Source organism: Pseudomonas sp. (assembly GCF_028293835.1).
Lineage (GTDB): Bacteria > Pseudomonadota > Gammaproteobacteria > Pseudomonadales > Pseudomonadaceae > Aquipseudomonas.
Genome location: NZ_JAQGNX010000105.1, coordinates 25,934 through 42,282, shown reverse-complemented (window position 1 = coordinate 42,282; position 16,349 = coordinate 25,934). Strand labels below are relative to the sequence as shown.

At 58.3% G+C, this 16,349-nt stretch carries 13 protein-coding genes; 3 read left to right on the top strand and 10 right to left on the bottom strand.

The window, feature by feature from the left end; all coding sequences use genetic code 11:
• Positions 1-17: 17 nt before the first annotated feature.
• Together JWR17_RS14575 and JWR17_RS14570 are read right to left on the bottom strand one after the other, a co-directional pair.
• Entirely contained in the window at positions 18-269 is a 252-nt protein-coding gene (locus tag JWR17_RS14575; protein ID WP_299832618.1) for a DUF1652 domain-containing protein, read from the bottom strand.
• Between the two features lie 142 nt (positions 270-411).
• On the bottom strand, positions 412-1,908 hold the full coding sequence (locus JWR17_RS14570; protein ID WP_299832617.1) for a helix-turn-helix transcriptional regulator: 1,497 nt from the start codon (positions 1,906-1,908) through the stop codon (positions 412-414).
• A 390-nt stretch (positions 1,909-2,298) separates the two neighbouring features.
• Between JWR17_RS14570 and JWR17_RS14565 the strand changes: the two genes are divergently transcribed.
• A complete protein-coding gene (locus JWR17_RS14565; RefSeq protein ID WP_299832616.1) occupies positions 2,299-3,354 on the top strand; it encodes a permease in 1,056 nt (351 codons plus the stop codon).
• A gap of 118 nt (positions 3,355-3,472) precedes the next feature.
• Here the strand turns inward: JWR17_RS14565 and mnmH are convergent, their stop codons facing one another.
• The 4 genes from mnmH to JWR17_RS14545 all read right to left on the bottom strand — a co-directional run bounded on the left by mnmH (position 3,473) and on the right by JWR17_RS14545 (position 7,931).
• The gene (mnmH, locus tag JWR17_RS14560; protein ID WP_299832615.1) at positions 3,473-4,579 is read right to left on the bottom strand and encodes a tRNA 2-selenouridine(34) synthase MnmH; all 1,107 of its coding nucleotides are present in this window, start codon (positions 4,577-4,579) and stop codon (positions 3,473-3,475) included.
• Positions 4,579-5,613, bottom strand: coding sequence for a selenide, water dikinase SelD (gene selD / locus JWR17_RS14555; protein WP_299832613.1), 1,035 nt, complete (start codon positions 5,611-5,613; stop codon positions 4,579-4,581). Before selD ends, mnmH begins: the two co-directional genes overlap by 1 nt.
• Before the next feature lie 62 nt (positions 5,614-5,675).
• A complete protein-coding gene (gene lhpI / locus JWR17_RS14550) occupies positions 5,676-6,581 on the bottom strand; it encodes a bifunctional Delta(1)-pyrroline-2-carboxylate/Delta(1)-piperideine-2-carboxylate reductase (RefSeq protein WP_299832612.1) in 906 nt (301 codons plus the stop codon).
• 159 nt (positions 6,582-6,740) lie between these two features.
• A complete protein-coding gene (locus tag JWR17_RS14545; RefSeq protein WP_299832611.1) occupies positions 6,741-7,931 on the bottom strand; it encodes a DUF2252 family protein in 1,191 nt (396 codons plus the stop codon).
• Between the two features lie 206 nt (positions 7,932-8,137).
• Here JWR17_RS14545 and JWR17_RS14540 point away from each other — a divergent pair, with 206 nt between their 5' ends.
• Positions 8,138-9,088, top strand: coding sequence for a 2-hydroxyacid dehydrogenase (locus JWR17_RS14540; protein WP_299832610.1), 951 nt, complete (start codon positions 8,138-8,140; stop codon positions 9,086-9,088).
• 94 nt (positions 9,089-9,182) lie between these two features.
• Complete coding sequence (locus JWR17_RS14535) at positions 9,183-11,138, top strand: DNA topoisomerase III (RefSeq protein WP_299832609.1); 1,956 nt, start codon at positions 9,183-9,185, stop codon at positions 11,136-11,138.
• A gap of 64 nt (positions 11,139-11,202) precedes the next feature.
• Here JWR17_RS14535 and JWR17_RS14530 read toward each other — a convergent pair whose 3' ends face one another.
• From JWR17_RS14530 to JWR17_RS14515, 4 genes are all read right to left on the bottom strand, one after another.
• Positions 11,203-11,766: a DUF4174 domain-containing protein gene (locus tag JWR17_RS14530; protein WP_299832608.1), complete on the bottom strand. Its 564-nt coding sequence runs from the start codon at positions 11,764-11,766 to the stop codon at positions 11,203-11,205.
• A 161-nt stretch (positions 11,767-11,927) separates the two neighbouring features.
• Positions 11,928-13,280, bottom strand: a complete 1,353-nt coding sequence (locus tag JWR17_RS14525; RefSeq protein WP_299832606.1) for an Nramp family divalent metal transporter — start codon at positions 13,278-13,280, stop codon at positions 11,928-11,930.
• A 136-nt stretch (positions 13,281-13,416) separates the two neighbouring features.
• Positions 13,417-15,180, bottom strand: coding sequence for an ABC transporter ATP-binding protein (locus JWR17_RS14520; RefSeq protein WP_299832605.1), 1,764 nt, complete (start codon positions 15,178-15,180; stop codon positions 13,417-13,419).
• Positions 15,181-16,347, bottom strand: coding sequence for a beta-glucosidase (locus JWR17_RS14515; RefSeq protein WP_299832604.1), 1,167 nt, complete (start codon positions 16,345-16,347; stop codon positions 15,181-15,183).
• Positions 16,348-16,349 lie beyond the last annotated feature (2 nt).

Sequence of the window (16,349 nt, the reverse complement as noted above, 5' to 3'; positions counted from 1 at the left end):
TCCCAAACATAGACCGCTTATTCGGCCACCTGCGCTGCCCGTAAGGTATTGCCGTCAATCTCGTAGCGCAGTTCGTCGACCATTTTGGCGACCGCCTCTGCACTGCGGAGCTTTTCTATGGTGATGCCAGTTACCACCAAGTCGACGCGCCCAGTGTCGCGGTCAAAAATACGGACGGTAAGCCGGGCATCAGCGCCCACCGTGCACTCGCACGCCAGGGGGGCGAAGCTTTTTTCTAAGGTCCGGCGTATGTAAGAAAGAGAAAACACAGCGGTGTGCTCCTCTTAACAGGAGGTTTAGGTAATCGCAAATAGCGCGCATAAATGTGGTTTCGCCACCGGCGCAAGATTAAGAAATAGAGCGCTTGGGCAGAACCTGAATTTGCACCTGACGGTCTAGTGCATTTGCACCTTACTGCTTGCCACCGGGCCGCCGTTCGCCGCCGAACAAACCACGTTCCCTGGCCCATACAATAGCCTCGCTTCGGCTATGCACATCGAGCTTCGAATAGACCGTGGCAACGTGGTTGCGTATGGTATTGGGCGCCAGATTAAGTCGCGAAGCGATTTCCTTGTCTGCCAGGCCTTCGCAAATAAGACCGAGTACATCACGTTCTCGGGCCGTGAGTTCCTTGAACGAAACGTTTGGCAGATTGGGTGCTCTGGCACTTTTTACGTTGGCCAGCTTTTCGATCAACGTCTGGCTGAACCAGGACGCGTCACGCATAACTTCCTCAATCGCTGCAATCAACTCCAGCTCAGAGCGTTTGCGCTCGGTGATGTTCATCAATACCAGCAGATAACACGGTGCATTCTGGATATTGAGGGTATCGGCCGACGCGACACAATCGATCAATCCATCGTTCTTTTTACGAATCCGCAGATCAAGTTCGCCGACATTACCCGCCTTTTCCAGCGTCGAGAACAGCTCGTCGCAGGCACTTATGTTTTCGATAAAACCTATCTCAGCCACGGTCTTGCCCAGCACCTCTTCTGCAGGAAAGCCGGTTATTCGAACAAACGCCTCGTTTACGTCAATCACTTGTTGGCGATCAGCACTGCACACTAACGTCGGCACAGGGTTTAAACGAAAGGTTTTAGCAAAGCGCTCTTCGCTTTGACGTAACGCCACTTCTGCTTTACGGCGCGGCTCAAGGTCAACGAACGAAAACAACATGCAGTCTTCATTGTTGATGCTCAGCGGCTGTCCGGCAACAATCACCAGCTTACTGGCGCCGCCTAAAAGCCTGAGTTCCGCATGCATCTGCGGAATAGTCGTGCCCTCCCCCAGGCGCTGTATTGCAAGCTCCTTATTGTCGGCGCCCTCCAGGACATCCAACTCGTAGACTGAACGGCCAATAACCTGCTCCCGAGCGTAGCCGGTCATTTCCAGGAAACCCGGATTGACTTTGATGTAGCGCAAATCGCTGAGCCTGCAAATAACCGCCGGCGCAGGGTTGGCGCTGAACGTGCGCTCGAAGCGCTGCTCGGCGCTGGCCCATTCGGTGAGGTCATCCACAATCAATACCAGGGACTCAGGGTCACCTGCAGCACCGGTCAAAATCAGGCTACGGACGCGGTGCACCCAGGTCTGCTCTTCGTTGTGGACCTGCCGCACCTCAACCACGACGTCATTGAAAGTCTCTCCGGCCAACACGCGGCTCATGGGATAACTCTCGGCAGGCAACACGTGATTATTTCGGTAACGTAGCGCAAATCGCTCGGCATATTGACGGGCACTGGTGCCCAACTCGCCGGGGTGGCTGACCCCATGCATGGCCAACGCGGCGTCATTGGCCCAGACGATCTGTTGGTTCACATCAAGCAAAATCACCCCGTCCGAGAGTCCGGAAATGATCTGCTGCAGCTGACTTCTGTTGGTTTCAGTGGCAAGTACGTCGGGGCTCATCGCGTCTCCTTACTTCCGCGGCGCTAAAAGGGGCATGAAGTTTACGACAGCAACTAACTGGCATAGTGCGCAAGTAGTGCAAGCAACCCTGAGGCGGCTGAAAGAACCCGTAGGAACTGCCGAAGGCTGCGATAGGCCGGGGTCGCGGGCGACCGGTTCCCGGTCGAATCTCAGCCTTCGGCAGCTCCTACAGATATTTTCAGGTCAATAAGTTATGGGTTGTTTGATAACAGCCAACGTATTGGCGAGAGGCGTTTGAGCGGTGCCTGGTTTATTGCCTCGCCAACACATTGGCTCCTAAAGAGATGTGGATTATCCCAAATCCAATCAAGCCCGATGCACAAGCTGAGCTATCATGCGGCGATATCTTTACTCACCGGAACCCGCTCAATGACCACGTTGCCTACCACCGCTCAACCACGGAGCTTGTCGTTCTGGTGGAAGCCCATTTTGTTTTTGTTGGTGGCGGTCATCGGCCTCTACTACGTCAAATGGTCGCCCTATTACCTTAAGTCGTTCGTTGCCGCTGACAGTCACAGCATCGGCGCATCAATTCTGGGCGCAGCACAGGACAGCCCAATCAGCGCAGCACTGGCCTATGCCCAGGTGTATTTCCTGGCCATCTGGAAAGCGGCTGTTCTAGCGGTCATCCTCGGTTCGCTGCTGCAAGTGCTGATCCCCCGGGACTGGTTGTTGAGCCTGTTCGGGCGTGCCGGTTTCGGTTCAACGCTGCGGGGCGGATTGTTCGCCCTGCCGGGGATGATGTGCAGCTGCTGTGCTGCGCCGGTGGCGGCTGGCATGCGTCGGCAGCAGGTGTCGGTGGGTGCGGCGCTGGCCTTTTGGATCGCTAACCCGGTCTTGAACCCGGCAACACTGGTGTTCATGGGTTTTGTGCTGGGCTGGGAATTCACCGCGCTGCGCCTGGTGGCCGGGGTGATTCTGGTGTTGGGCGTTTCCTTGATCGCGCAACGTATCGCCAGCCCGGAACAGGTGCCGGAACAGGCACTGGAAGCGGTGGCTGAAGCAAGCTCGACCGACCAAAACAATTTTATGTCGCGCTGGGCAAAAACACTGTGGCAGTTGTTCTGGAGCACAATCCCGATTTACATCGTGGCGGTGCTGGTCCTGGGCGCAGCGCGGGTTTGGCTGTTCCCACACGTCGATGCGTCCATGGGCAACAGCCTGATGTGGATGGTGGCGTTGGCTGCAGTGGGTACGTTGTTTGTGATTCCCACTGCTGCAGAGATTCCAATTGTGCAGACGATGCTGTCCCTGGGCCTGGGCACCGGCCCGGCCGTCGCACTGCTGATGACCCTTCCCAGCGTCAGCCTGCCGTCACTGCTGATGCTGCGTAAGTCGTTCGACGCCAAGGTGCTGGTGACCGTGGCTGCATTGACGATGTTGGTGGGTGTTATCAGCGGAGTGGTGGGTGCTGCGATTCTGTAAAGCTACCCAATACCCTTCATAATCAAACCCGGTAGGAGCCAACTTGCTGGCGAAGGGCTTGACGCGGTGTGTCACGACATACCGCCTCGTCAACACGTTGGCTCCTGCAGAGCATTTGTCAGGCCGTCCGCTGCTGGCGGTGTTTCAGGTACTCGATCACCGCCGGTTGTTCACCGGAAAACTCGATGCGCGGCCCTTTGCTGTCGCGCTGGTAGGCGTACATCGGATCGTAGTACTCGCTTAACAATCCGCTGATCCAGCCACGATGCAGGTCCACCGCGCCTAATCTTTCCTGCTCGTCCAGTGCGCTGTCCATTACCGCCGACAGGCGCTGGTAACGTTCCCCGCCCAAGCGTTTAACGATACTGCCCAGGCTCTGGCGCAGTTGCGCCGCAAACTGGCCGAATCCCTGCTCTATGCCATGTACCGCAATAAACTCAGCGCAGAGGTCGACCACGTAATCCTTCAAGATCCGCTCCACGCGGTTTTCGAACGGCTCTTCCAGCCACACCAGCGGGTACTGCTGCATGCCTTGAAACAAGGTCAATGGAATCGCACGACTGCCCACTGCACGGCCTTCGTCTTCGATCACGAACTGATTCAAGCCCGCCGCCCGTTTCTTCAGAATATCGATGGACAGGGCATTTTCGAAACTGATCTGCGCCGGTTGCCCGGTCGCATGCTTGCCGAAGCTTGAGCCGCGATGGTTGGCATGTCCCTCCAAATCCAACGCATTGCCCAGCTTGGCCAACACCTCTGTTTTACCCGAGCCCGTCAGCCCGCCCACCAGCACGAAATCACATTCCAGTACTGCTTTCTCGGTAACGTCCATCAAATAAGTGCGCAACGCCTTATAACCGTTGAGCACCCGTGGGTACTCGATCCCCGCCTCGTTTTTGAGCCATTGTTGTGTCAATTGCGAACGCAGGCCGCCGCGAAAGCAATACAAAAAGCCTTGGGGCCGGGAGCGGGCAAACTCGGACCAGGCGTCAATGCGGTCCTGCCTGGTTTGCCCGCAGACCAGTTGATGGCCCAGTTCGATGGCCGCCTGCTGGCCGTGTTGCTTGTAGCAGGTGCCCACTTTCTCCCGCTCCAGGTCATTCATCAGCGGCAGGTTGCGCGCCAGCGGGAAAGCGCCCTTGTCGAACTCGACCGGAGCCCGAACGTCCATCAGCGGAATGTCATTGAGAAAGATTTCGCGGTAGTCGGCACTGTTTTCCCGCATCAGAACACCTCGACCGCGTGGCTCTGTCGGCCGATGAATTCGCCGATTACCGACAAGTCCAGGCCCAGTTCCGCCGCCATCGCCAAGAATGCTTCTTGCGCTGACGGCTCGACCGCCACCAACAGGCCGCCGCTGGTCTGCGGGTCGCACAGCAACAGTTTCTGCATCTGAGTCAACGGGGTCAGGCGAGCGCTGTAACTGTCGAAGTTACGATGGGTACCGCCGGGCACGCAATTTTGTTCCAGGTAGAACTCGACGCTGGGCAAGCGCGGCACCGCAGCGAAATCGATCCGTGCGGTAAGTTTCGCGCCATCGGCCATTTCTACCAGATGCCCCAGCAAACCAAAGCCGGTGACGTCGGTCATGGCCTTGACCCCATCAAGCCGGGCAAAACGGCTGCCCGGTTTGTTCAACGTACACATCAGGTCCCGCGCCACGCCCTGATCCTCAGCCCGCAGCAGGCCTTTCTTTTCAGCAGTGGTGAGAATGCCGATACCCAGCGGTTTGGTCAGGTAAAGTTTGCAGCCTTCAGTGGCGGTGTCGTTGCGCTTCATGAAGCGCTTCTCCACCAGTCCGGTCACCGCCAGGCCGAAGATCGGCTCAGGCGCGTCAATGGAATGCCCGCCGGCCAGGGGAATACCCGCCGCATCGCAAACGGCTCGACCACCACGAATGACTTCACGGGCCACTTCCGGCGCCAGCAGGTTTACCGGCCAGCCCAGAATCGCAATCGCCATCAGCGGATCACCGCCCATGGCATAAATATCACTGATGGCATTGGTGGCGGCGATGCGCCCGAAATCGAACGGGTCATCGACAATTGGCATGAAGAAGTCGGTGGTCGAGACCACGCCGCGCTCTTCGTCGATGGCATACACCGCAGCGTCGTCACGGGAGGCATTGCCAACCCAGAGCTTTGGATCAAGGTTCTGCGCACCGCTGCCGGCCAGAATCACTTCCAGCACTTCCGGCGATATTTTGCAGCCACAACCGGCGCCATGACTGTATTGGGTAAGGCGAATCGGCTCGCTCATGGGGCACCTCTGAATTTCAAGTGCGCCGATACTACCAGAGGCGCTACCCATCCAGGCGCTGATCAGCTCCGTTCAAGATTGGCTCTGATCACCCGGCACGCCGCCAGATCCCAGGCACCGGTGCCTACGGTTTTAAGCACGATCGGTTTTGAAAAGTCAGGTTTGTCGATGAGCGCAGAGGCCAGGGATTTAACCCGGGTCCAATCGATGTTGGCCAGGATCAGGTCGCCCGCTTCGTGGGTAGCGCCCAAGGGGTCGTCTACATATACCGTGCTGGCATTGATCACCTTGGCGGAAATCTCGGCGGCGTCCGGGGTGAACGCGCCAACGCCAATCACCAGGCAACCGGGATGGGCTGGCTCAAGGTACACCGGTGTTTTACTGGTGGTGACGGTAATCACGACGTCGGCAGTCGATTGATTGCTGAGGTCTTCGATCACCAGGTTGGGTGCGCTGGCTTTGAAGCGATCAACAAACGCCTGGGCACTTTGCAGGGAGCTGCCGCGCACGCGAATAGTGGCTTCAGGGTATACCTCGGCAATCGCCTCCACATGATTGGCCGCTTGCTTGCCACCGCCAATGATCAGCACCGAACGCGGCGCTTGCGGCAGCAGGCAACTGATGCCGAGCAGCGTCACCGCAGCGGTTCGTCTGCCGGTCACGGTCGGGCCGTCCACCTGAAACAACATGACGCCGCTCAACGCATCACAGGCGACCACTTGCCCATGGATCGTTGGCAAACCGTGATGGCGGTTGCGCGGGTTTACGTTCACCAGTTTATGAATGGCGATGTCATCCGCCGTGGCCGGCATTGACAGCATCACACCGCCCTCTTTCAGGGCAACCACCAGACGTTCCGGGCTGACGATATCGCCATCGATGACCTGTTGGGCGGCAATGCGCAAGGCATCGATCAACTCGCGGATAGGCATAAGTCGAGCGGTTTCAATTTCGTTGAATACTTTCATGTCGTGACTGCACCTGGGCCCATAAGCAGGGGCCATTTTTTACGCCTGCCCCTGAATGCAGTCAATCGATTGCTGCTGTGCAGCTGGCTACGCGGTGTATCTGACTGACCGAGGTGCTGCCTGTAGGGAGCCACGGCGCCTAAAACACCTTCACCGGTCTCAGCGTGCGGTTTCCAATGCATAACGACGGCAATGCTCGAGATAACCCTCTTCATGGCTACCGACCAACTGCACGACGCTGGTCCACAACCATGAAGGCGCATCCAGGGTCTTGGAGCGGTTGAGCTGCAAATCCGCCAGCCAGCTTTTTCGCATGTCGTCATCCATCTGCCGGGCATGGGCGTTGCCGACTATGCGCGCCAGGTAACCCGCAGCGCGCATGGCGTCAGTTTCATTCAGCGTGTCCATCTGCAACTTCATGTCTTGGGGCAACAGTTCACGAATGAACACACCATGGTCGAGAAAGCGTGTGGCTAACATACGATCACCCAACGCCGGTGACAGGTGGCGGGCGCCTTCCACCACCCGACGGGCATTATCGCGGGGCATATGAGCCCGGGAGGCACGGGGCGCAGCGGCAGCGACGGCCTCCTTCACATCGATCAGGCAGTGATCCTGTTGGTCATCGTCTCCAACGCCCAGCAGCACCGCATAGCGCATCAATCCCAGCGAGCTGCAGCCTTTGACCCAGTACGCCGAGTCCAGCAGCTCAACACGAGCGTCGTTGGGGCGACCTCTCAATGAGGTGACCAACCTATGCATTTCAGGCGTGGCGCAGAGCAGTTTAATCTCGGCTTTTTCCGCGCGGGACAGCGGCCAGAAGCTTTTGCCCAACGGAATTGTCGGACGCTCGTTGTCGATACGTTCCCGGGCCAAATGTTTCCATGTGCGCTGCACCGCGGTACGCATACTGCCCTTCACTTGCTTGGGACGTTCAGGTTGTTCACCTTGCCCTTTGACAAACGCCTGCTCATAGCCGCGCATCATCTCTTCCAGCATGCGTGCGGTGGTGACACCCGGCAGGTCCGAACCTCGGGCCGCCATCGCCAGGGAAAGCGCAAGCCGCACCAGGTCATGGGTCGGATTGCCAATCACCGCCTGGTCCAGGTCGCGGATGTTAATGTCGATATGGCCGCGAATATCCCCGGTTGGTCCCAGATTGCCGACGTGACAATCGCCACAAATCCACACGCTGGGGCCGTGAGGTAGGCTCCGGCCGCGTTGGCTGTTGAGCCACTGGTAAAATTGAACCGTATTACCGCGTACATAGGCATGAGCCGAACGGGCCATTTTTTCATTACGCCGGCGTTCCAGCAGCGCGAGACGGTCTTGGGGACGCGGTAGTTTCATTGCGGCTTCTTTCTGAGTTGTCTTAAGCCCAATAGACTTAAATGATTATGGATTCGTTTCATTTTGTTTCAGCAAGCAGCTTAAGGGCGCACCATTGAATCTGCGCAACCTGTAGGGGCCAACATGTTGGCGAAGCATTACCGCATAGGGCGTTTCGTCAACAAGTTGGCTCCAACAGAGGCGGTTGTGAGCGAGGGGATTGCAAAATGTCGATACCACTGTTGATCCTGATCGAAGTCAACCCGAACGGCCTGGCCAGCTTTGAATCTGCCGGGTTCGACCTTTGTCTTGCCACCACACCACACGATCGGGCAAACGCCGCTATCACCTATGGCACTGACATCCGCGCCGTGCTGACCAATGGCTCAACCGGTTTCACTGCCGACGAAATCGCCAGCTTCCCCGCAGTAGAAATCATCTGCGCCCTGGGTGCAGGTTACGAAAAAATTGACCTGGTTGCGGCCCAGGCGCGGGGGATCATTGTCAGCAACGGCGCTGGCACCAACGACGCGTCCGTCGCCGACCATGCCATGGCGCTATTGATGTCCATTGCCCGAGGCATTCCCCAAGCGGACGCAGCGGTACGTCGCGGCGAGTGGGCACAATCTCGCCAACCACGGCCTATGGTTTCCGGTAAAAAACTCGGCGTCCTTGGCCTCGGAAATATCGGCAAACAAATTGCCCAACGGGCCAAAAACGGCTTCAACATGCAGATTAGCTACCACAACCGCACACCTGTCGCAGACACGCCTTATGCCTATTGCGAGACCCCGGAAGAACTGGCCACCTGGGCCGACTTCGTTGTGATCGCTACACCCGGCGGCGCGACTACCCGGCACCTGGTCAACGCATCGGTATTGGCAGCACTGGGTTGCGGCGGTTTCCTGATCAACATCTCCCGCGGCAGCGTCGTCGACACCGCCGCGTTGATCGATGCGCTTCAACAAAAACGCATTGCCGGGGCAGCCCTGGACGTACTGGATGGCGAACCCGAGGTGCCCGCAGAATTTGCCACACTGACCAACATCATCTTCACCCCACACATCGCAGGCCGCTCGCCAGAGGCTGTGGCAGCAACGGCGCAACTTGCCCTGCAAAACCTGACAGCGCATTTTGCCAACCAGCCGGTGCTCACCCCCGTACCGATGCCTGGGTAATCTTTAGCTGTATATCCATACAGATAAAGCTTGCCTGATCGGTCAACACTGCGCATGCTGCACGTTCTTCCCGCAGCAACCAAAACGGAAAAACATGCGGCTGTTCCTGTGCGAAAAACCTTCTCAGGCCAAAGATATCGCCAAAGTACTCGGTGCGACCCGACGTGGCGATGGCTGCTGGCTTGGGTCGGACATCACGGTAACCTGGTGCATCGGCCATCTGCTGGAGGCCGCACCGCCAGACGCTTACGACGAACGCTATAAACGCTGGGTGTTGGCAGATCTACCGATCATCCCCGCCAAATGGAAGATGCTTGTCAAGTCCAAGACCGCCAGCCAGTTCAAGGCCGTGAAACGCCTGCTGAACGAGGCTCAGGAACTGGTGATCGCTACCGACGCCGACCGCGAGGGCGAGATGATCGCCCGGGAACTGGTGGAACACTGTCGCTATCGCGGACCGATTCAACGCTTGTGGCTCTCCGCGCTGGACGACGCCTCGATTCGCAAGGCCCTGGCCGCGCTTAAACCAGGCGCCGAAACCTTCAGTCTGTACCACTCGGCGCTGGGTCGGTCCCGGGCAGACTGGTTGATCGGCATGAACATGAGCCGGCTGTTCACCCTGCTCGGCCGTCAGTCCGGCTATCAGGGCGTGTTGCCGGTGGGCCGGGTGCAAACGCCCACCCTGCGCTTGGTGGTGGACCGCGACCGCAGCATCGCTGACTTCGTGCCGGTTCCGTATTGGTCCATCGACGTCCAGTTGCTGAGCGACGGTACGTCGTTTGCCGCGCAGTGGATTGCGCCAGAAGACGTCTGCGATGAACATGGCCGCTGCCAGAATCCGACCTTGGCCAAAGAGGCGGCAGCGGCATTAAGCAGCGCCAACACTGCCCGAGTCATCAAACTGCGAACCGAACGCATGCGTGAGGCGCCGCCATTGCTGTTTGATTTGGGGACATTGCAGGAAGTCTGCTCGAAAAAGCTTGGGCTGGGCGCTCAGGAAACCCTGGATATCGCGCAGTCGCTGTACGAGCAATACAAAATCATCACCTACCCGCGCAGCGATTGCGGCTATCTGCCGTTGAGTCAGCACAGCGAGGCTCCGGCAATCCTGGCCGGGCTGGGCCGTGCCGATCCGGGCCTGGCAGAGCTAATGAAGCATCTGGACCCACAGCGTCGCTCCAGGGCCTGGAACGACACTAAGGTCAATGCGCACCACGGCATTATTCCGACTGCCGCCACGGTTGACCCAGGACGTCTGGCGAGCAAGCAACGCGCCGTCTATACCTTGATCCGCGCGCGTTATCTGGCGCAGTTTCTGCCAAACCATGAATATGATCGAACCCAAGCCGATTTTGATTGCACCGGGCAAGCGTTGCGGGCGGTGGGCAAATGCATTGTCGAACCCGGCTGGAAGCGCGCGCTGCCCCAGGCGCTTGCACCCGGCAAAGCCAATGAAGCGCCCGCTCCCCAAGCACTTCCAGCTCTCAGGGAAGGACAGGAATTTGCGGTCGAGAATGTCACGCTGAAGGACTTATGGACTCAGCCGCCCAAACCGTTCACGGAAGGCGATCTGATCAAGGCCATGAAAAATGTCGCCAAACTGGTCAGCGATCCGCGACTCAAGCAAAAACTCAAAGACACCACCGGTATCGGGACCGAGGCGACTCGAGCGGGCATCATCCAGGGGTTGCTAGACCGTGGCTATTTGAACAAGGTGGGTAAAGCATTGGCAGCCTCCCCTGCCGCGTTTAGCCTGATCGATGCCGTGCCACGGGCCATCGCCGATCCGGGAACCACCGCGATCTGGGAGCAGGCATTGGACATGGTACAAAGTGGCGAAATGACCCTGGAAGAGTTCGTCGCCAAACAATCGGCCTGGATGACCAAACAGGTGGCACGCTGCACTGGCTTGCAGTTGACCATCAGCGGCCCGGCAAGCCCGTCGGGCCGAAGCGGTGCGGCGTGGAAGAAAAAACGAAAGCCAGCGGCAGGCAAGCCACCCACCGCAAAACGCTCTGCAACGCCCCGCAAAGCGTCCTCAACCAGCTAATAAGCCGTCGGCCTGCGCGATAAAACGGGACTAGGTCTGCCTGATGAACCGCGTCGCAGCATGCTCAATCATCCAGTGACTTGGCCGGAGCCGGGGGCGCCTTGCCAGCCTTGGTCGATTTACCGGCCTTGGTAGTTGGCGCCGGAGCGGCGTCGGGAGCAGCAGGTGCCGGGGTCGTAGCGCTAGCCGGTGCTTCTTTTTCGCCCATGGGCATTTGATCGATTGTACTGAACAACTCTTTCGGATCAATCGGTCCGGAGTGCTCAAGTTTCTTCTCGCCGTCTTTACCCACCAGAATGACTTTGGCTTGACCGCCTGCGCCCAGATTCAGCTCACGGATCAAAGCCATGGTGGTCTGCGCGTCCATATTCTTGCCGTCGCGCTGGCCGATGAGGTTGAGCACGGTGTAAAGCACCATGTTGCGCTCATTAAAAGCCGCACGATTGGCGGGGTCGTCCAAAGCCTTTTTCATGCTGACCACAGTGGGGTCTGCGGAACTTGGCGCAATGATAATCAAAGGGCGAGATTTCCCGCGATCCTGAACCAAGGGCCCGTCACTGTCGGCGGCCAACGCGGGGCCGACTGCAGCGGTAATCAAAGTGGCAAGTGCTAATGTCCGGATAAGCATGCACAGTTCCTTTTTGATAATCATGCACTAATGATTGCTTATCGTGGGGAAAGGTCCAGTCGTAACGGCAAATTAACTGGACGGACTGTTTGCTGAAGTACCGTCCGGGCAAAGCGCGATTAAATTGCAACTGAAACGCCATCAGCCTGATTCTTTCTCCCTCACCCAAACGTTATGGCCAACAACTCCACATTCAAAACAACAATCACCAACGTAACGCCCCACGCCATAAAAGTCAGCCAGCGTCCCGTCACGAATTCCCCCATGAGCGTGCGACTGGAAACGAAGCGCACCAGAGGAATAACCGCGAATGGCAGCTGCATTGACAGCACGACCTGGCTAAATACCAGCAGTTTGGTCGTGCCGCTGGGTCCGTACAGAAGGGTCACGACGATCACCGGAATGATTGCCAAGCCACGGGTCAGCAGCCGCCGCGCCCAATCAGGAACTTTGAGCTGAAGAAAGCCTTCCATCACGATTTGGCCGGCCAACGTGGCCGTCACCGTCGAATTGATACCCGACGCCAACAGCGCCACGGCAAATAAGGTCGAGGCCACGCCAACCCCCAGCATTGGCGATAACAAGTGATAGGCCTGTTCGATGTCCAGAACATCGGTGCGACCTGCCTTGTTGAAAACCTCGGCCGAGGTAATCAGGATCGCGGCATTAACAAACAGTGCCAGCATCAGCGCCACGCTGCTGTCCACCACCGCCCAACGCAGCCCGATTTTGCGACCGGCCACGGTTCGTGGGTAGGCGCGGGTTTGCACAATGGACGAATGCAGATAAAGGTTATGGGGCATCACCGTGGCGCCGACGATGCCAATGGCCAGGTACAGCGCAATAGGGTCGGTAACGATCTGCGCACGGGGAATGAAACCGCCGATTATGTCGCTGATTGAAGGCTGGGCAAGCACCATCTGCGCCCCGAAACAGACAAAAATGATGGTTAACAAGGCGATTACAAAGGCTTCAAGGGCGCGAAAGCCGCGTCCCATCAGCATCAAAATCAGGAACACATCGGCAACGGAGACTATAACCCCCCACAGCATGGGCAAACCGAACAGCAAATTGAGCGCAATGGCCGTGCCGATGACCTCGGCCAAGTCGCACGCCACTATCGCCGTTTCGCAGGCCAGCCACAGGCCGATACATACGGGCCGACTGTATTGCTCTCGACACGCCTGCGCCAGATCCATACCGGTGGCGATGCCCAAGCGTGCCGCCAGCGCCTGGAGCAAAATTGCCATCAAGCTTGAAAGCAAAATGACTGACAGCAGCAGATAGCCAAACTGCGATCCGCCGGCGATGTCGGTGGCCCAGTTGCCCGGGTCCATGTAACCGACAGCGACCATATAGCCCGGTCCGGTGAACGCCAGAAGCCGCCGAAACCAATGCCGGGCCTTGGGCAAGGCGATGCTGCCGTTCAACGCACCCAGGCTAAGCTTTCGGACCGGGGGCGCAGGCTCGCAGCGGCCCACGACCGCCTGTTCGTTATTGTCCGGTGCGCTCATTGTCCACCCTTCATACTAACGGCCATCGATGGACATCCATTTGGCACTCCAATCGGTGGATACCGCTGCCGGGAGCGAGTTCCATCCGATATCAGTATCGCCATCCAGTTTATGAGGTTAAGCGACGTAGGGTTCATCAGGACTTTTGCGGCAGCGCCTGGGCGACCCAAAGCGCCTCATACGCCCCGCCGTTATGCAACAGATCGCCAGGACTGCCATCCTCGACGACACGCCCATCTTGCAACACAATCACGCGGTCGAAGTTTGCCACCGTAGACAACCGATGCGCGACGGCCAACACCGTGCGGTTTTTCATCAGATCGCCCAAGGCTGTCTTGATGATAGCTTCGGATTGAGAATCCAGCGCCGAGGTGGCCTCGTCCAGAATCAAAACCGGGGCGGCTTTGAGAAATGCTCTCGCCAAACCCAACCGCTGGCGTTGGCCACCGGACAGCATCACCCCACGCTCTCCCACCAGTGTTTCGTAGCCCTGGGGCAGTTGTCGGATGAACTCATCGCAATAGGCATGCCGCGCGGCGGCCAGTACTTCCTCGTGATCGGCGTCCGGACGACCGTAGCGAATATTCTCGTAAATACTGCGGTTAAACAGCGCCGCCTCTTGAGGCACCACCGAAATCTGACGGCGCAGGCTGTCCTGGCTGACCGTGCGAATGTCCCGTTGATCAATCAGGATAATGCCGCTGGACACATCATCGAGGCGTTGAATCAAGCCGATCAGCGTCGATTTACCGGCCCCGGAAGACCCCACGATACCCACCCGCTGCCCCGCCGGAATAAACAGCGACAAATGCTCGAAAACCCGTCGACCGCCCGGGTATTGGTAACCCACGTCGACCAGCTCGATGTTGCCTTGGGAAGTGGACAGTTCGGTATCGACGTCCAGCAACGCGTAAGGCTGAATGATGATGCGTAAGGTTTCGGCAATGGCACCCATCTGCTGGGCGGCGTCCACCAAGGCCAGGGCCAAGTCCCGGGAGCCATGCAAAATCCGGAATGTCAGCGCGCTGACCATTACTACATCACCCGCCGTTACGCTGCCTGCGCGCCATTCCAGCAACGCCCAGGCCAGCATGCCACCCGCCATTAACGACAGGCAGACGTCGTGCAGCATCCGCGCCGACTCCAGATAGATCCAACTGCGCCGTTGCGCCTGGGCTTCTACGCCAATCGCCTGAGACAAGCGCTGGCCTTCCCGCGCTCTGGCGGAGAAGGCCTTGATGGTCCATACGTTGGACACCAGGTCAACGAGTTCGCCCCCTACCCGCGCCGACTGAGCAGCAAAGCTCATGTGCCGCCCACGGCCCCTGACACCAAAAAAGGTGATCAGCGTAGCGACCACCGTCACACAACCGATCAACGCCAGCGCCATGCCGACGTTCACGCTATTGAGCAGCAATACCGCCCCGATGAAATCCACGCACGGCGGCACGATTTTCCAGATAAAGCCGCCGTAGATCCCTCCAGCAGCAGCCCCAGTGGCCGAAATCCGATTTCCCAGTGCCCCGGCAAAATGCGTCGAAAAGTAATGCATGGGGTGACCGGTCAAATGATTGAAAAGGTCAACGCGCAAATCCGCACAACTGGCGATAACGGTACGCGACCCCAACCAACCGCCAAGGCGCCACAACAGGTTCTCGAGAACAATCAAGCTGATAAACAGCGTAAACGGCTTCCAGATCGAAACCGTTGCGCGATCGCCCAGGGTCATGATGTCGACCAGCAACTTCATGCCGTATTGCACGGCCACCGCGCACAATGCGGCGCCAATGATTAATATAAAAAGCGTGCCAAACTGCCAGGGCCTTAGCCGGATATAGCGCAGCAAAAAAGCCAGTGGCTGGCCGGGCAACGGTACGTTCGCCTCCCGGTCAGTTTTCATCTAGACGCACTCACTGCCAATCACACCCAGCGCCGCGTGGGGTTTATTGCCCAGCAACGCAAAGTGCTGCTGCTGCGCGTGAAGCTCCAACGCCAGCGCCTCGTCCGCTGGCCTCCGTCCCTGGCCGTCGGCATACCCAAATAACCCTGCCGGGCAATGCCGGTCATCGTCCCAACCAGGATAATCAAGAATGGGGTACCAGCAGATCCCCTCAATCGGGACGCCACGGGTCATCGCCTGCGTCGCCTGCTCGCAGACATACTTAAACCAACTCGCCCGTTCAGGCCCTTCCCATCCGGTTTCGGATATCAGGATCGGCCGCTGATACCGCCGCCACGTCTCAGCCAACATGCCCGCCAAAGGACGGTAGCGATAATCCCCGCGCAAAATGCGCCCTCCGCTACGAAGCCACTGGTTATGCGGATAAAAATTAACCCCGATGATATCCAGGTAATCCGGTTTACCACCGAGGCCTGGCCAGCGGGCACCGGTCAACAAATCCCACGCCTCGAATTGCGACAGGCGATATTCTTCCGCCGCAGCGGTGTCCTCTTGCCGAGGGCTGTCCGCTATGACGTTGATGATAGGGTCAGTCTGAACAAACCGCGCACGAGGTTCCACGGCACGGACTGCTTCGATGGCCGCGATGCTGGCGCGCACCAACTGATGCTTGAGCTCAGTCCCGCGCCCTCGTGCACTCGGTTCGAAATAACCGACGTCACCACCGGCCCATGCCCAAAACGAGATTTCGTTCACCAGGGAATAGAACGGAATCTGATCCGACTCCTCGCGCACCACCCTGGCCGCGGCGGCCGCGAACCGGGCGAAGCGCTCAACGAATTCAGGACGCCAGATGTCCAGTCCTTCCGGGCAGCCATAATGGGATAGATCCCAGATAACCTGAGTCCCTTGAGCATTAGCCGCCCGCAGCATGGGCAGAAAACTGCTCCAGTCATAGTGCCCGGATTGCCCTTCGATGAGGTGCCAGCGCAGGCCATCGCGGACACTGGTGATCCCCGCTGCTGCCAGCTGTGCGTAATCGTTTCCAGCCCAGCGCTCGTGCCCGCTGGACTGGATAAGATCGAGGCGTTTACCGTCTTGGCGGCGATGGGTAGAACACTCGAAACCACCCATGAAAAAACTGTCAAACAGTTGCGCCTGATGCATGC